The sequence below is a fragment of the Pseudomonas sp. AB6 genome (genome assembly GCF_034314105.1).
Lineage (GTDB): Bacteria > Pseudomonadota > Gammaproteobacteria > Pseudomonadales > Pseudomonadaceae > Aquipseudomonas.
On the sequence record NZ_JAVIWJ010000001.1, the window covers coordinates 2,968,152 to 2,981,989 of the forward strand.

The window sequence follows — 13,838 nt, forward strand, 5'->3', positions numbered from 1 at the left end:
AAAATAAGGGGGTTCCAATGACTACGGCCAATCAGCCACCGCTTCAAGCACCTACGCTAACAGGGCAATGCATCGCAGAATTTATGGGCACTGCGCTCCTGATATTTTTCGGAACAGGCTGTGTTGCGGCGCTCAAAGTCGCGGGAGCAACCTTCGGCCTGTGGGAAATTAGCATCATCTGGGGAGTGGGCGTCAGCTTGGCGATCTATATGACCGCTGGTGTTTCCGGTGCCCATCTCAATCCTGCGGTCAGCATTGCGCTGTGTATCTTTGGGGATTTTCAAAAGCGAAAACTGCCGTTTTACATATTTGCCCAAGTGGCAGGGGCCTTCTGTGCTGCCGCGTTGGTCTATGGGCTATATGTCAGCCTTTTTTTCGATTTCGAACACACCCATCACATGATTCGCGGCAGTCAAGCTAGCCTCGAACTAGCCTCGATTTTCTCAACGTACCCTAACCCTGCCATTTCCACCGGACAGGCGTTTCTGGTCGAGCTCGTTATTACCGCAATCCTGATGTGCGTGATCATGTCGCTGACCGACGACAATAACGGCTTGCCCAAAGGCCCAATGGCGCCCTTGCTAATCGGTCTATTGATTGCGGTGATCGGCAGCTCCATGGGGCCGCTCACCGGATTTGCGATGAACCCGGCGCGGGATTTCGGGCCTAAATTGATGACATTCTTCGCTGGCTGGGGCGAGATGGCATTTACCGGTGGCCGTGAAATTCCATACTTTCTGATTCCTATAGTGGCGCCGATCCTGGGTGCCTGCCTGGGCGCTGCGGGTTATCGCGGCCTGATCGCTCGCTATCTTCCCCACGAGTCGGTCGCTTTGAAACCAAAGGCATCCAAGGCAGTTGTGGATAACGTTCCAGCCAGTTTTTGAAAACCCATTCATTAGTGCAAGGCAATCGACATGACTGACTCAAAGAATAAGAACTACATCATTGCTCTTGATCAAGGTACGACCAGTTCACGGGCGATGATTTTCGACCGCGACGCCAATGTCGTCAGTACCGCGCAAAGCGAGTTCACCCAGCATTACCCGCAACCGGGCTGGGTTGAACACGACCCCATGGAAATTTTCGCCACCCAGACCGCATGCATGACCAAAGCCTTGGCCCAAGCCGATCTGCACCATGATCAGATTGCCGCCATCGGTATTACCAACCAACGTGAAACTACCGTGGTCTGGGAGCGCGACACTGGGCGCCCGGTGTACAACGCTATTGTCTGGCAATGCCGTCGCAGCACTGAGATCTGTCAGCAGCTCAAGCGCGACGGACACGAAGACTACATTCGTGCAACCACTGGTTTGGTCACCGACCCCTACTTCTCCGGCACAAAGCTGAAGTGGATTCTCGATAACGTCGAAGGCAGCCGCGAACGCGCACGCAAAGGCGAGCTCCTGTTCGGCACCATCGATAGCTGGCTGATCTGGAAATTCACGGGTGGCAAGGTCCATGTCACCGATTACACCAACGCCTCACGCACCATGCTCTTCAACATCCATACCCTGGAATGGGACGAAAAGATGTTGCAGGTGTTGGATATTCCTCGCGAGATGCTGCCTGAAGTCCGCTCGTCGTCGGAAGTCTATGGCCACAGCAAAAGTGGCATCCCTATCGCCGGTATCGCCGGTGATCAGCAGGCTGCCTTGTTTGGGCAAATGTGCGTGGAGCCAGGTCAGGCCAAAAACACCTACGGCACCGGCTGTTTTCTACTAATGAATACCGGTAATAAAGCCGTGCAATCGGCGCATGGCATGCTCACCACTATTGCCTGCGGCCCACGCGGCGAAGTTGCCTATGCGCTGGAAGGCGCCGTGTTCAATGGTGGGTCAACCATTCAGTGGCTGCGTGACGAACTGAAATTGATCAATGATGCACTCGACACCGAGTATTTCGCCGGCAAGGTCAAAGACAGTCATGGTGTTTATCTCGTGCCTGCCTTTACCGGGCTGGGCGCGCCGTACTGGGACCCATATGCACGGGGCGCACTGTTCGGCCTGACCCGAGGGGTAAAAGTCGATCACATCATTCGCGCTGCCTTGGAATCCATCGCCTACCAGACACGCGACGTACTCGACGCCATGCAGCAAGACTCTGGCGAACGCCTCAAGTCTCTGCGCGTTGACGGCGGCGCAGTCGCCAACAACTTTCTCATGCAGTTTCAGGCAGACATCCTGGGCACCATGGTTGAACGCCCGCAAATGCGCGAAACCACCGCGCTGGGCGCTGCGTACCTGGCGGGCCTGGCGATTGGCTTTTGGGGCAGCCTGGATGAGTTACGCAGCAAGGCCGTCATTGAGCGCGAATTCGAACCTCAACTCCCGGATGCCGATAAAGAAAAACTCTATGCGGGCTGGAAGAAAGCGGTAAGCCGTACCCGCGACTGGGAACCTCACGAAGAAAACACCGACTGATTAAGACCCTTGCGGGGAGCAGGTTGAGTTTCCGGCTGACAGGCAGTAGTTGCCTGCGGCATCATGGGCGCCATTTGTATGGCAGCCAGACAGGAAAATCAAAACAATGAATCTGCCTCCCCGTCAGCGGCAAATCCTCGAATTGGTTCGGGAGCGCGGCTACGTCAGCATCGAAGAAATGGCCCAACTGTTTGTCGTGACCCCGCAAACCATTCGCCGTGACATCAATCAATTGGCGGATATGAACTTGTTGCGCCGCTACCACGGCGGCGCGGCCTATGATTCAAGCATCGAGAATACGGCCTACGCAATGCGCGCAGACCAGATGCGCGACGAGAAACAGCGGATCGCCGAAGCGATTGCCTCACAAATACCAGACCACGCCTCGCTGTTTATCAATATTGGTACCACCACCGAATCCATCGCCAGAGCGCTGTTGAGTCACAACCATCTGAAAATCATCACCAATAACCTACACGTTGCCTCAATCCTCAGTGCCAAGGACGACTTTGAAGTCCTGTTGGCAGGCGGGAACGTACGTCGCGACGGAGGTGTGGTGGGCCAAGCAAGTGTCGATTTCATCAACCAGTTCAAGGTCGACTTCGCCTTGGTAGGCATCAGTGGCATTGATGAAGACGGCAGCCTGCTCGACTTCGACTATCAGGAGGTACGTGTATCCCAAGCGATTATCGCCAACGCTCGGCAAGTAATCTTGGCCGCCGACTCCAGTAAATTCGGACGCAATGCCATGGTCCGCCTGGGGCCGATCAGTCTGATTGACTGCCTAGTGACAGACCACGCGCCAGTCCCGGCGCTGATGCAACTGTTGACCCAGTACAAGATTCGACTTGAGGTGGTTTGAACGCGTAATTTTCGGCGCAAACAAATAGGGTCCAGCGCTCACACAGTCATTTGACGCCCCTCGCCACCGCCGCCTCCTTCAGCGAAGGTGTGTGGGGCGCTCGGAACATCCCCGCCTCATAAATGTTCGACTTTGTTCCTTTCTCGTCCCTTCCAATCGTCACTTTCAGTAAATAACGACTGGCCGACCCATATTTATTACGTTACTATTTTTCGAAATCGAACATAAATGTTCGGATTCGCCGTTTAGCCACGTTTTAAAATCCAGAACAAAGAGGCCGCCAGATGCCCAAGTCTTCATTGCCCGTGCTACCGTTTTCCCAGGTTTATGATATCGCCGTGATTGGCGGTGGGATCAATGGCGTCGGGATTGCAGCAGACGCAGCCGGTCGCGGTCTATCCGTGTTCCTTTGCGAAAAAGACGACTTGGCCAGCCATACGTCTTCGGCCAGCAGCAAGCTGATCCATGGTGGTTTACGCTACCTGGAACATTACGAATTCCGTTTGGTACGCGAATCTCTCGCCGAACGCGAAGTACTTTTGACTAAAGCCCCGCACATCGTCAAAGCAATGCGCTTCGTACTGCCACACCGTCCTCATTTACGCCCGGCATGGATGATTCGTGCCGGTCTGTTTCTGTATGACCATTTGGGCAAGCGGGAAAAATTGCCAGCTTCCCGCAGCCTGCGCTTTGGTGCAGACAGCCCATTAAAAGCCAACATCACGCGGGGCTTTGAATATTCTGATTGCTGGGTCGATGATGCGCGGCTTGTCGTGCTCAACGCCATGGCCGCCCGGGAAAATGGCGCTCATGTTCACACTCAAACCCGGTGCATCAATGCGCGTCGTGACAATGGCGTCTGGCAGTTGAACATGGAACGTGCCGATGGCGGTCTGTTTTCAATCCGGGCGAAAGCGCTGGTTAACGCGGCAGGGCCATGGGTGGCCAAGTTTATTCGAGACGACCTGAAACTGGATTCCCCATATGGCATTCGCCTGATTCAGGGCAGTCATTTGATCTTCCCTCGCCTATACGAAGGTGAAAACGCGTTTATTCTGCAAAACGAAGATCAACGTATCGTCTTCGCGATTCCGTATCTTGAACGGTTCACGATCATTGGCACTACTGACCGTGAATATCAGGGAGACCCAAGTACAGTTTCCATCACCGAAGGCGAAATTGAGTACCTCCTTAACGTGGTCAATGAGCATTTCAAAAAACAATTGAGCCGCAACGATATCCTGCATACGTATTCCGGCGTTCGCCCACTGTGTAACGATGAGTCTGACAATCCGTCCGCAATCACGCGTGATTACACGCTGTCATTGTCGGGCAGTAAAGACGAAGCGCCCATCCTCTCGGTGTTTGGCGGTAAGTTGACGACCTACCGCAAGCTAGCCGAGTCGGCCATGGCGCAACTTGCACCGTTTTTCCCGCAGATGAAGGCCAACTGGACAGCCACTTCCAGCCTCCCAGGCGCAGAAGACTTAAGCTCACCCAAAGCGTTGGCAAGCGAATTAAAAACGCGATGTGACTGGCTACCCACCGACGTTGCAAGGCGCTGGGCTCGAACCTATGGCACCCGCAGCTGGCGTTTGGTCGAAGGTGCACGCAACCTTGCCGATATGGGTGAACACCTTGGTGGCGGGCTTTACACCCGCGAAGTGGACTATCTGTGCAGCGAGGAATGGGCGCTGAGTGCCGAAGACATCCTCTGGCGCCGTAGCAAATTGGGCCTGTTCACGACGCCGGACGAACAGCAGCGCGTGAAGAAATACCTCACTACGGTTGCCAGCCATAAAAGCAATATAGAAGCCGCATAATCTCTGCTGACGGCCTTGCCCTGCAGGGGAAGGCCGCATCCGCCCCTCTGCGCAGTGCTATTCGGTTTTCCGAACAATCCACACAGACTGGTTCGGTTTTCCGGACACCTGCCAACCCCCCGCCTGCAAAAAAATAAAATAAATTCTTATAAATCATATAGATAAATAAAATCATGCATTTGGCATGAGTCATGCTCTAAACCTCATGTTGAATACATTAACGTCGCGTGCGCCTGATGGTCCACCGTTGAGGTATTTGCTCTGTAAGCGGACCGCCCCTGTCTGTCGGTCCCACAAAAAAAACAAAGTCGAGGATTAACTGATGCGCATCGTTCCCCATCTTTTGGGCGCAGCAATCGCTGCCGCTCTGATTAGCACTCCAGTTTTCGCCGCCGAACTAACGGGCACACTGAAGAAAATCAAAGAGTCCGGCACCATCACCCTCGGACACCGCGATAGTTCAATTCCTTTTTCGTACTTGGCGGATGCTTCCGGTGTCCCGGTTGGCTACTCCCACGACATCCAACTGAAGATTGTTGAAGCCATTAAGAAAGACCTGAACATGCCGGATCTGAAGGTCAAGTACAACCTGGTCACGTCGCAAACCCGTATCCCACTTGTGCAAAACGGCACGGTAGACATTGAATGTGGTTCCACCACCAACAACGCCGAACGTGGGCAGCAGGTTGACTTTTCGGTAGGCATTTTCGAAATCGGTACGCGCCTGCTGTCTAAAAAAGACTCTGCTTATAAGGACTTCGCTGACCTGAAAGGCAAAAACGTAGTAACCACTGCAGGCACTACGTCCGAGCGCATTATCAAAGCGATGAACGCCGACAAGCAGATGGGCATGAACGTTATCTCCGCCAAAGACCATGGCGAATCGTTCCAGATGCTGGAGTCGGGTCGTGCAGTCGCTTTCATGATGGACGACGCGCTGCTGGCCGGCGAAATGGCCAAAGCCCGGACACCAGGGGATTGGGCGGTAACCGGCACGCCACAATCTTATGAAATCTACGGCTGCATGGTCCGCAAAGAAGACGCCCCGTTCAAGAAAGCCGTGGATGACGCTATCAAGGCCACCTTCGCTTCTGGCGAAATCAACACCATCTACGCCAAGTGGTTCACTCAGCCTATTCCACCGAAGGGTTTGAACCTGATGTTCCCCATGAGCGACCAACTGAAAGCGCTAATCGCCGCCCCTACCGACAAGCCTGCGCCAGACGTAAAAATCTAAGTACTGGCTCATCCAATACCCGAGGGCGCCAACGCGCTCGGGTATTGAATCGTTCGAACGGAGGGGAAACCTGAATGAATTACAACTGGGACTGGGGCGTCTTCCTCAAGTCCACCGGCATCGGCAACGAGATCTATCTGGACTGGTACTTAACTGGCCTAGGCTGGACTATCGCAATCGCCGTCGTCGCCTGGATCATCGCGCTGCTGCTGGGCTCTGTACTCGGCGTCATGCGAACTGTGCCGAACCGTTGGGTATCGGGCATTGCCACGGTCTACGTGGAACTATTTCGCAACGTTCCTCTGCTGGTGCAGCTGTTCATCTGGTACTTCCTAGTCCCGGATCTGCTGCCCGCCAATCTGCAGGAATGGTACAAACAGGACCTGAACCCAACGACCTCTGCCTTTCTAAGCGTCGTCGTGTGTCTGGGTCTTTTCACCGCTGCACGGGTCTGCGAACAAGTACGCACCGGCATTCAAGCGCTGCCGCGCGGCCAGGAGTCCGCCGCCCGGGCCATGGGTTTCAAGCTGCCGCAGATCTACTGGAATGTGCTGCTACCCCAGGCTTATCGGATCATTATTCCGCCGCTGACCTCTGAATTCCTTAACGTGTTCAAAAACTCGTCCGTGGCTTCATTGATCGGACTGATGGAGCTGCTCGCGCAGACCAAACAGACTGCCGAATTTTCGGCCAACTTGTTTGAAGCGTTCACATTGGCGACCCTGATCTACTTCACCTTGAACATGAGCTTGATGCTGCTGATGCGCTTGATCGAGAAGAAAGTCGCGGTACCCGGACTGATCTCTCTGGGGGGTAAATAATGGATTTCAGTGGAATTATTCCCGCGCTGCCTGGCATGTGGAACGGCATGATCATGACCCTGCAACTGATGGTGCTGGGGGTTATAGGTGGTGTTGCGCTGGGCACGATTCTGGCGCTGATGCGGTTATCGTCAAGCAAACTGGCGGCGCGATTCGCCGGCGCTTACGTGAACTACTTTCGCTCGATCCCGCTGCTGTTGGTGATCACTTGGTTTTATCTGGCCGTGCCGTTCGTGCTGCGCTGGATCACCGGCCAAGACACCCCCATCGGCGCGTTCACCTCATGCTTAATCGCTTTCATGATGTTCGAGGCCGCGTACTTCTGCGAAATCGTTCGCGCCGGGGTTCAAGCCATTCCCAAGGGACAAATGGGTGCAGCCCAGGCGCTAGGCATGAACTACGGGCAAATGATGCGTTTGATCATCCTGCCTCAGGCGTTTCGCAAGATGACCCCGCTACTGTTACAGCAGAGCATCATTTTGTTTCAGGACACCTCATTGGTGTACACCGTCGGCCTGGTCGACTTCCTGAACGCCTCGCGCTCCAGTGGCGACATCATTGGCCGCTCCAATGAATTCCTGATCTTCGCCGGTCTGGTGTATTTCGTGATCAGCTTTGCCGCCTCGCAATTGGTGAAGCGTCTGCAAAAAAGGTTCGCCGTATGATTTCAATCAAAAATATCAACAAGTGGTATGGCGACTTTCAAGTGCTCACCGATTGCAGCACTGAAGTCAAAAAGGGCGAAGTGGTGGTGGTTTGCGGCCCCTCGGGCTCCGGCAAATCGACCCTGATCAAGTGCGTGAACGCGCTTGAGCCGTTCCAGAAGGGTGACGTGATTGTCGACGGTACCTCCATCGCTGATCCTAAGACCAATTTGCCAAAACTGCGTTCGCGGGTCGGCATGGTGTTCCAGCATTTCGAGCTGTTCCCGCACTTGTCCATCGTTGAAAACCTGACCATCGCGCAGATCAAAGTCCTTGGCCGCAGTAAAGAAGAGGCTACCGACAAAGGCCTGAAGCTGTTGGAAAGAGTTGGTCTGTCTGCCCACGCCAATAAGCATCCGGGACAATTGTCCGGCGGCCAACAACAGCGCGTGGCAATTGCCCGGGCGTTGGCGATGGACCCGGTGGTAATGCTGTTCGACGAACCCACCTCGGCGCTTGATCCAGAAATGGTCAACGAAGTGCTCGACGTCATGGTGCAACTGGCCCAAGAAGGTATGACTATGATGTGCGTGACCCACGAAATGGGCTTCGCCCGGAAAGTGGCAAATCGGGTGATCTTCATGGACCAAGGATTAATCGTTGAAGACTGTGAAAAAGAAGAATTCTTTGGTGATGTGACCGCGCGTTCCGAGCGCGCCCAGCAATTTCTCGCCAAAATTCTGCAGCACTAAGCAATTCTGGCTGTCCGCGCCCGCGTAGATTGCGGCGCGGACGCTGGTCGGTCCTGGACGACTGTGATGAAATGCGACCCCGAATCCTATCGCGCGCCCCCGCCATCACTTGCCGTGAAACCCCGCCTGATACGCCATCTGTTCATTCCCCCGCTGATCATCCTGCTGATGATTGCGCTCGGTTACGTCAGCTATTTGGTCAGCGAGCGCAATGGCGTAAAGGCTTTAAGTGAAAATGGCCAGCGTCAGTTGGAACTTCACGCTCGTACGGTCGAAAGCGAAATAAACCGCTACACCTACCTGCCGAGCGTGCTTGAACTTGAAGCCAACGTCTCGCGCTTGCTCAATGACCCGACGCCGGAGCTGAGACAGAACGTCAACAACTACCTTGAAGGGCTGAATCGACGCAGCCGCAGTCGGGCTATTTATGTCCTCGACACCACCGGCCGGGTACTGGCCACCAGTAACTGGCGCGACGCTGACAGTTATCTGGGTGAAGATCTGTCGTTTCGTGCCTACTTTCAAGATGCCGTACGCGGTCTGCCTGGGCGCTTTTACGGGATCGGAAGCACCACTGGCGAAGCGGGATATTACCTGGCCCACGGACTGGAAGAGCAAGGCAAAATCATTGGAGTAGCCGTCATCAAGGTTCGCCTTGAGGCGCTAGAAGAACGTTGGCAGCGCGCACGCCTGGAAGCTTACGTCACCGACGAAAACGGCATCATTATTCTGTCGAGTGACCCGGCGCGCAAGCTCAAATCGGTTCGCCCGCTGACGCCCGAAATCAAAGAGCGCCTCGCCCGCAGCCTGCAATATTACTGGTGGCCGCTCAACGAACTGGTGCCATTGGCCCGTGAGCCGCTGGCTGAAGGTGCAGAGAAACTGACGTTCCCTGCTAATAGTAGCGTCGACCACGACCACAGCCAGGTCAGCTACCTGGCGCAAACCACACAACTAAGCGATACGCCTTGGCACCTGACCTTGCTGACGCCGCTGGAAGAGCTGAGCAGCGAAGCAACCCGTCAAGGGATGCTGGTGGCGGTAGCCTGTGCGCTTGTAGCGTTTCTGCTGATTGCCTGGAACGAACGGCGCAAAATGCTCTCAACCCGACTGGCCGCCCGCGAGGCCTTGCAAGCCGCCAACGACGAACTTGAACGCAAGATTGCTGAACGCACGGCGGATTTACGTGCCAGCAACGAACGCCTGAAAAGTCAGATTCGAGAGCGACGCCAAGCGGAAGACACCTTGCGCCGAGCTCAAGACGAACTGGTTCAGGCAGGCAAGCTCGCGGCCATCGGCCAGATGTCCACCAGCATCGCCCATGAACTCAATCAACCCTTGGCTGCCCTGCGCACCTTGTCCGGCAACACCGTCCGGTTCATTGAGCGCGGTGCGCTAGACACGGCCAGCACCAATTTGCGGACTATTAACGATCTGGTAGATCGCATGGGCCGAATAACCGCTAGCCTGCGCGCCTTTGCTCGACGTGGCGATGACCAGGGCCAAGCGTCCCTCGGCCTGGCGGTCGCCGCCGCGCTGCAAATCCTCAGTGGCCGGCTGGAAAACTTCCATCTGCAATTGCATGAACACTTCGACAACGTGGCATTGAAAATCGACCAAACGCGTCTGGAGCAAATTTTGGTCAACTTGATCGGCAACGCGCTGGATGCCATGCATGACAAACCGCAGCCTGAATTGTGGCTAGAAGGCGAAGTGGCTGACAGCCGTTACCGCTTGTACGTGCGGGACAATGGCCACGGCATCGACTCCGAAGCACGTAAACATTTGTTCGAACCGTTCTTTACGACCAAACCGGGCGAGCACGGTCTCGGGCTGGGATTGACCCTTTCCGCCAGCCTTGCCGCCGCCGCCGGGGGAACCCTCAGCGCGGAGCACCCACCCGGAGGTGGCACGGCCTTTGTCCTTAGCCTGCCACTGCTGACTGCGCCCAAGCCTCGTGGAACCGAACCGACATGAATGAGCCAGCAAGTATGAATAGCGATCTGACCGTTCTGATCGTCGAAGATGACCCACACGTGCTACTGGGCTGTCAGCAAGCACTGGCCCTAGAAGATATCCTCAGCGAAGGTGTCGGCAGTGCCGAGGAAGCGCTTGCGCGAATCGGCGACAATTTTGCCGGTATTGTCATCAGCGATGTTCGCTTGCCCGGCATCGACGGCTTGGAGTTATTGACCCGCCTCAAAGCCCGCGATCGAAGCCTGCCGGTGGTGCTGATCACCGGACACGGCGATATTTCCATGGCCGTCAACGCGATGCGCGATGGCGCTTACGACTTCATGGAAAAACCCTTTTCTCCCGAACGTTTGGTTGAAGTGGCACGACGCGCTTTAGAGCAGCGCGGCCTGGCTCGCGAGGTGTCGTCACTGCGCCGGCAACTGGCTGAGCGTAGCTCGCTTGAGGGCCGTATTATTGGTCGCTCCCCCGCCATGCAGAATCTACGGGCGCTAATCGTCAACGTCGCCGACACGTCGGCTAATGTGCTGATTGAAGGCGAAACCGGCACTGGCAAGGAGCTGGTTGCCCGCTGCTTACATGACTTCAGTCGCCGCCATTCCCATCAGTTCGTCGCGCTCAATTGCGGAGGTCTGCCAGAAAGCCTCTTCGAAAGCGAAATTTTTGGCCATGAAGCAAACGCATTTACCGGCGCTGGCAAACGGCGGATTGGCAAGATCGAACACGCCCACAACGGCACGCTGTTTCTCGATGAAGTAGAGAGCATGCCACTGAACCTGCAAATCAAACTGCTGCGAGTCCTGCAAGAACGGACCTTGGAGCGTCTGGGCTCGAATCAAAGCGTTGCGGTGGATTGCCGGGTCATTGCAGCAACTAAATCCGACTTGGATGAGCTGAGCAAGGCCAGCCAGTTTCGAAGCGACCTTTATTACCGACTGAATGTGGTGACGCTTGAATTGCCACCCTTGCGCGAGCGGCGTGAAGATATCTTGGAGTTGTTCGAGCATTTTCTACAGCTATCGTCGTTACGCTTCGACCGCCAAACTCCGGAACTGGATCGCCAGACATTGTCGAGCTTGATGACCCACGAATGGCCGGGCAACGTCAGGGAATTGCGCAATGTTGCTGAACGTTATGCACTGGGACTTCCAGCGTTCAAAAAATCGGGCGCCAATCCCTCCAGCAGCAGCCTGGACTTTGCCGAAGCGGTAGAGACTTTCGAAAAAAATCTGCTCACCGAGGCCTTGCAACGTAACGGTGGCAACCTTAGCCAAGCGAGCCAAGAACTGGGCATGGCTAAGACCACGCTGTTCGATAAGGTAAAAAAGTACGGACTGAGTTGATCACGGGAAACTCCGAAAAATTTCAAACCAGGCAAAACCTATCGAATGGCACAAATGGCTTTGCCGGAGCACCCGAAAGTTACGATGGATTTCAAACACTCACCCCTTCAACGTTAAAAATCGCGGGGGGGCGTAACGGCTTACCTGCCCTTGACGGCTTCTACAACCTCCTGAGTATTCCTTCTCGAAGAAGCAAGCACTGGCCCACCCCTTGCATCACCTCCGTCCAACTTTCTGGAGCTGTTCCCTTGACCCCTTCTGTGGTGCTGCTGATCGCGCTGTGCATTACCCTTGATGTCATTGGCCAAATTGCTTTTAAGCTTGGCCTTGATCGCTTACCGGAACACGTTGGCGGCTTTCGCTTGAGTATTTTTTGGCGACAAATCGCTGGAGCCCCGCTGCTGTGGTGCGGGGTTAGTTGCTACGCGGTGCTATTTGTTGCCTGGCTGGACGTGCTGTCACTGGCGCCCCTGAGTTTGGTATTTCCCGCCCTCAGTCTTAGCTATTGTGGCGTGGTGCTAGGCGGTCGCCTAGTGCTGGGCGAGGCTGTCAGCCGAAGACGCTGGCTGGGCACGCTGGTTATCACTGCCGGCGTCATGCTGGTTTGCGGCACAGGAGCATGAGGTCGTTATGACAAACAGCTGGATTGAAGGACGCGGCGCGAGCCTGATGCTCTGGGTGCTGCTGATTGCGTTCGAAAGCGGCGCGCAACTATCGTTAAAGCTAGGTGGCGATGGCCTTGCCTCCATTCCGTTCGGCCTTAACTGGCTTCTGACAGCCATCAGTAGCTTGGCGGTGATGGTGGCGATTTTCTGCTATATCGGCTCGTTTTTAACCTGGATGCTGATTTTACGCAGCAGCAAGCTTTCGCTCGCCTTTCCGCTAAGTTCGCTGGTTTTTGTGGTGGTGCTGCTAGGTTCCTGGGTAGGCCTGGGCGAAAGCATCAGCGCCCTGCATTGGCTGGGCGTGTGCGTGATCATTGGTGGGATAGTGCTGCTGGCGGAGGGGAAACAAGACGCGTGAATAACAGTCATGCCCCGTGCGTAGTGCGGGTTGTGTTCACAGCCCTTTGAAGTGATACGCCACGGCGATGTTGACCTCGCCTTGATTGCTATCACCTTTTTCTTTGACGATTGAGCTGTCAGCAGCGGATTGAGTCAGGTGAGTCCATGTAGCACTGGTCAACAGCGACCAACCGTCCGCCAACGGAATTCTTAGACTTTGGGTCAGCGCGACTTTTTGTAGGCCACCGCTGGCGTTATACGCCTGAAATCCCGAAGCCTGAGCTTCTTGGGCGCTTACGCCAAAAAACGTTTGCGCTTGGCGACCATTTGAGTAATGAGCGGTGATCTCGGTGTCGCCAATAACACCAAAGCCCATCGGGTAACCGAGCTCGCCGCCAATACGACCCAACACGCCACCCTGACCATTGCTGCCGCCCACGGCTCGGCCCATTTCAGCGAACACGCGCCAGAAATCAGCAGGGCTGTACTGTACGAAACCACCGAACTCACCCATATCAGACACATCACGCAACCCACGTAATGAACCGTTAGAGGTACGCCCGGGCAAATAATTGGCAAACGGACCAACGCTCCACCCATTAAACTTTATTGCCTTCCAGTTAAGCCCCTCATCGGAGCTTAAACTGACGTCCCCCCAATTTAGATCCAGGTAGGGAAACGGCGCTACATCATAGTTGACACCCGTTGGATCGCTTGCCCTATAGCCAACCCCTATGCCTAAATCGCCGATAATGGCCTCGGCATAGCTCTGCGGACTAAAGCTGAAAGCACATGAAAACACTGCCAGACCCGTAAGCACTGAGCGAGTGAAGCGGTTAAAGGGGAGTAAGGCCATAAACTATCTCGAACTAATTGAGCATACGCGAATCAATCCTTACACGAATCTTTCACGCAAGCACTTATGTTGTTTGTAGCAAGCTACAAAAATTGT

General features: G+C 55.0%; 13 protein-coding genes. 12 read left to right on the forward strand and 1 reads right to left on the reverse strand.

All coding sequences use genetic code 11. The features are described 5' to 3' along the window. Positions 1-17 precede the first annotated feature (17 nt). The 12 genes from RGW60_RS14030 to RGW60_RS14085 all read left to right on the forward strand — a co-directional run bounded on the left by RGW60_RS14030 (position 18) and on the right by RGW60_RS14085 (position 12,905). On the forward strand, positions 18-887 hold the full coding sequence (locus RGW60_RS14030; protein WP_322205167.1) for an MIP/aquaporin family protein: 870 nt from the start codon (positions 18-20) through the stop codon (positions 885-887). Between the two features lie 30 nt (positions 888-917). Further along, entirely contained in the window at positions 918-2,426 is a 1,509-nt protein-coding gene (gene glpK / locus RGW60_RS14035) for a glycerol kinase GlpK (RefSeq protein ID WP_322205168.1), read from the forward strand. Between the two features lie 106 nt (positions 2,427-2,532). Then, on the forward strand, positions 2,533-3,288 hold the full coding sequence (locus RGW60_RS14040) for a DeoR/GlpR family transcriptional regulator (RefSeq protein WP_322205169.1): 756 nt from the start codon (positions 2,533-2,535) through the stop codon (positions 3,286-3,288). Between the two features lie 284 nt (positions 3,289-3,572). Continuing rightward, positions 3,573-5,111, forward strand: a complete 1,539-nt coding sequence (gene glpD, locus RGW60_RS14045) for a glycerol-3-phosphate dehydrogenase (protein WP_322205170.1) — start codon at positions 3,573-3,575, stop codon at positions 5,109-5,111. A gap of 322 nt (positions 5,112-5,433) precedes the next feature. Next, positions 5,434-6,348, forward strand: coding sequence for a glutamate/aspartate ABC transporter substrate-binding protein (locus RGW60_RS14050; RefSeq protein ID WP_322205171.1), 915 nt, complete (start codon positions 5,434-5,436; stop codon positions 6,346-6,348). Positions 6,349-6,422: 74 nt separating this feature from the next. Further along, entirely contained in the window at positions 6,423-7,169 is a 747-nt protein-coding gene (locus RGW60_RS14055; protein ID WP_322205172.1) for an amino acid ABC transporter permease, read from the forward strand. Next, positions 7,166-7,834, forward strand: coding sequence for an amino acid ABC transporter permease (locus tag RGW60_RS14060; protein ID WP_322185320.1), 669 nt, complete (start codon positions 7,166-7,168; stop codon positions 7,832-7,834). Before RGW60_RS14055 ends, RGW60_RS14060 begins: the two co-directional genes overlap by 4 nt. Next, positions 7,831-8,565, forward strand: coding sequence for an amino acid ABC transporter ATP-binding protein (locus RGW60_RS14065; protein WP_322205173.1), 735 nt, complete (start codon positions 7,831-7,833; stop codon positions 8,563-8,565). Before RGW60_RS14060 ends, RGW60_RS14065 begins: the two co-directional genes overlap by 4 nt. A 66-nt stretch (positions 8,566-8,631) precedes the next feature. Continuing rightward, positions 8,632-10,542 carry a sensor histidine kinase gene (locus RGW60_RS14070; protein WP_322205174.1) on the forward strand — a complete coding sequence of 637 codons (1,911 nt, stop codon included), beginning with the start codon at positions 8,632-8,634 and terminating at the stop codon, positions 10,540-10,542. Positions 10,543-10,556: 14 nt separating this feature from the next. Next, positions 10,557-11,882, forward strand: coding sequence for a sigma-54 dependent transcriptional regulator (locus RGW60_RS14075; RefSeq protein ID WP_322205175.1), 1,326 nt, complete (start codon positions 10,557-10,559; stop codon positions 11,880-11,882). A 248-nt stretch (positions 11,883-12,130) separates the two neighbouring features. After that, complete coding sequence (locus RGW60_RS14080) at positions 12,131-12,505, forward strand: transporter (protein WP_322205176.1); 375 nt, start codon at positions 12,131-12,133, stop codon at positions 12,503-12,505. A gap of 7 nt (positions 12,506-12,512) precedes the next feature. Beyond that, positions 12,513-12,905 carry a transporter gene (locus RGW60_RS14085; RefSeq protein ID WP_322205177.1) on the forward strand — a complete coding sequence of 131 codons (393 nt, stop codon included), beginning with the start codon at positions 12,513-12,515 and terminating at the stop codon, positions 12,903-12,905. A 36-nt stretch (positions 12,906-12,941) separates the two neighbouring features. Here RGW60_RS14085 and RGW60_RS14090 read toward each other — a convergent pair whose 3' ends face one another. After that, complete coding sequence (locus tag RGW60_RS14090; protein WP_322205178.1) at positions 12,942-13,742, reverse strand: MipA/OmpV family protein; 801 nt, start codon at positions 13,740-13,742, stop codon at positions 12,942-12,944. Positions 13,743-13,838: the final 96 nt, after the last annotated feature.

Excerpts from the sequence above, each read along its gene's own strand:
- RGW60_RS14030 (WP_322205167.1), top strand. The coding sequence starts at position 18 with ATGACTACGGCCAATCAGCCACCGCTTCAAGCACCTACGCTAACAGGG.
- glpK (WP_322205168.1), top strand. The coding sequence starts at position 918 with ATGACTGACTCAAAGAATAAGAACTACATCATTGCTCTTGATCAAGGT.
- RGW60_RS14040 (WP_322205169.1), top strand. The coding sequence starts at position 2,533 with ATGAATCTGCCTCCCCGTCAGCGGCAAATCCTCGAATTGGTTCGGGAG.
- glpD (WP_322205170.1), top strand. The coding sequence starts at position 3,573 with ATGCCCAAGTCTTCATTGCCCGTGCTACCGTTTTCCCAGGTTTATGAT.
- RGW60_RS14050 (WP_322205171.1), top strand. The coding sequence starts at position 5,434 with ATGCGCATCGTTCCCCATCTTTTGGGCGCAGCAATCGCTGCCGCTCTG.
- RGW60_RS14055 (WP_322205172.1), top strand. The coding sequence starts at position 6,423 with ATGAATTACAACTGGGACTGGGGCGTCTTCCTCAAGTCCACCGGCATC.
- RGW60_RS14065 (WP_322205173.1), top strand. The coding sequence starts at position 7,831 with ATGATTTCAATCAAAAATATCAACAAGTGGTATGGCGACTTTCAAGTG.
- RGW60_RS14070 (WP_322205174.1), top strand. The coding sequence starts at position 8,632 with ATGAAATGCGACCCCGAATCCTATCGCGCGCCCCCGCCATCACTTGCC.
- RGW60_RS14075 (WP_322205175.1), top strand. The coding sequence starts at position 10,557 with ATGAATAGCGATCTGACCGTTCTGATCGTCGAAGATGACCCACACGTG.
- RGW60_RS14085 (WP_322205177.1), top strand. The coding sequence starts at position 12,513 with ATGACAAACAGCTGGATTGAAGGACGCGGCGCGAGCCTGATGCTCTGG.
- RGW60_RS14090 (WP_322205178.1), bottom strand. The coding sequence starts at position 13,742 with ATGGCCTTACTCCCCTTTAACCGCTTCACTCGCTCAGTGCTTACGGGT.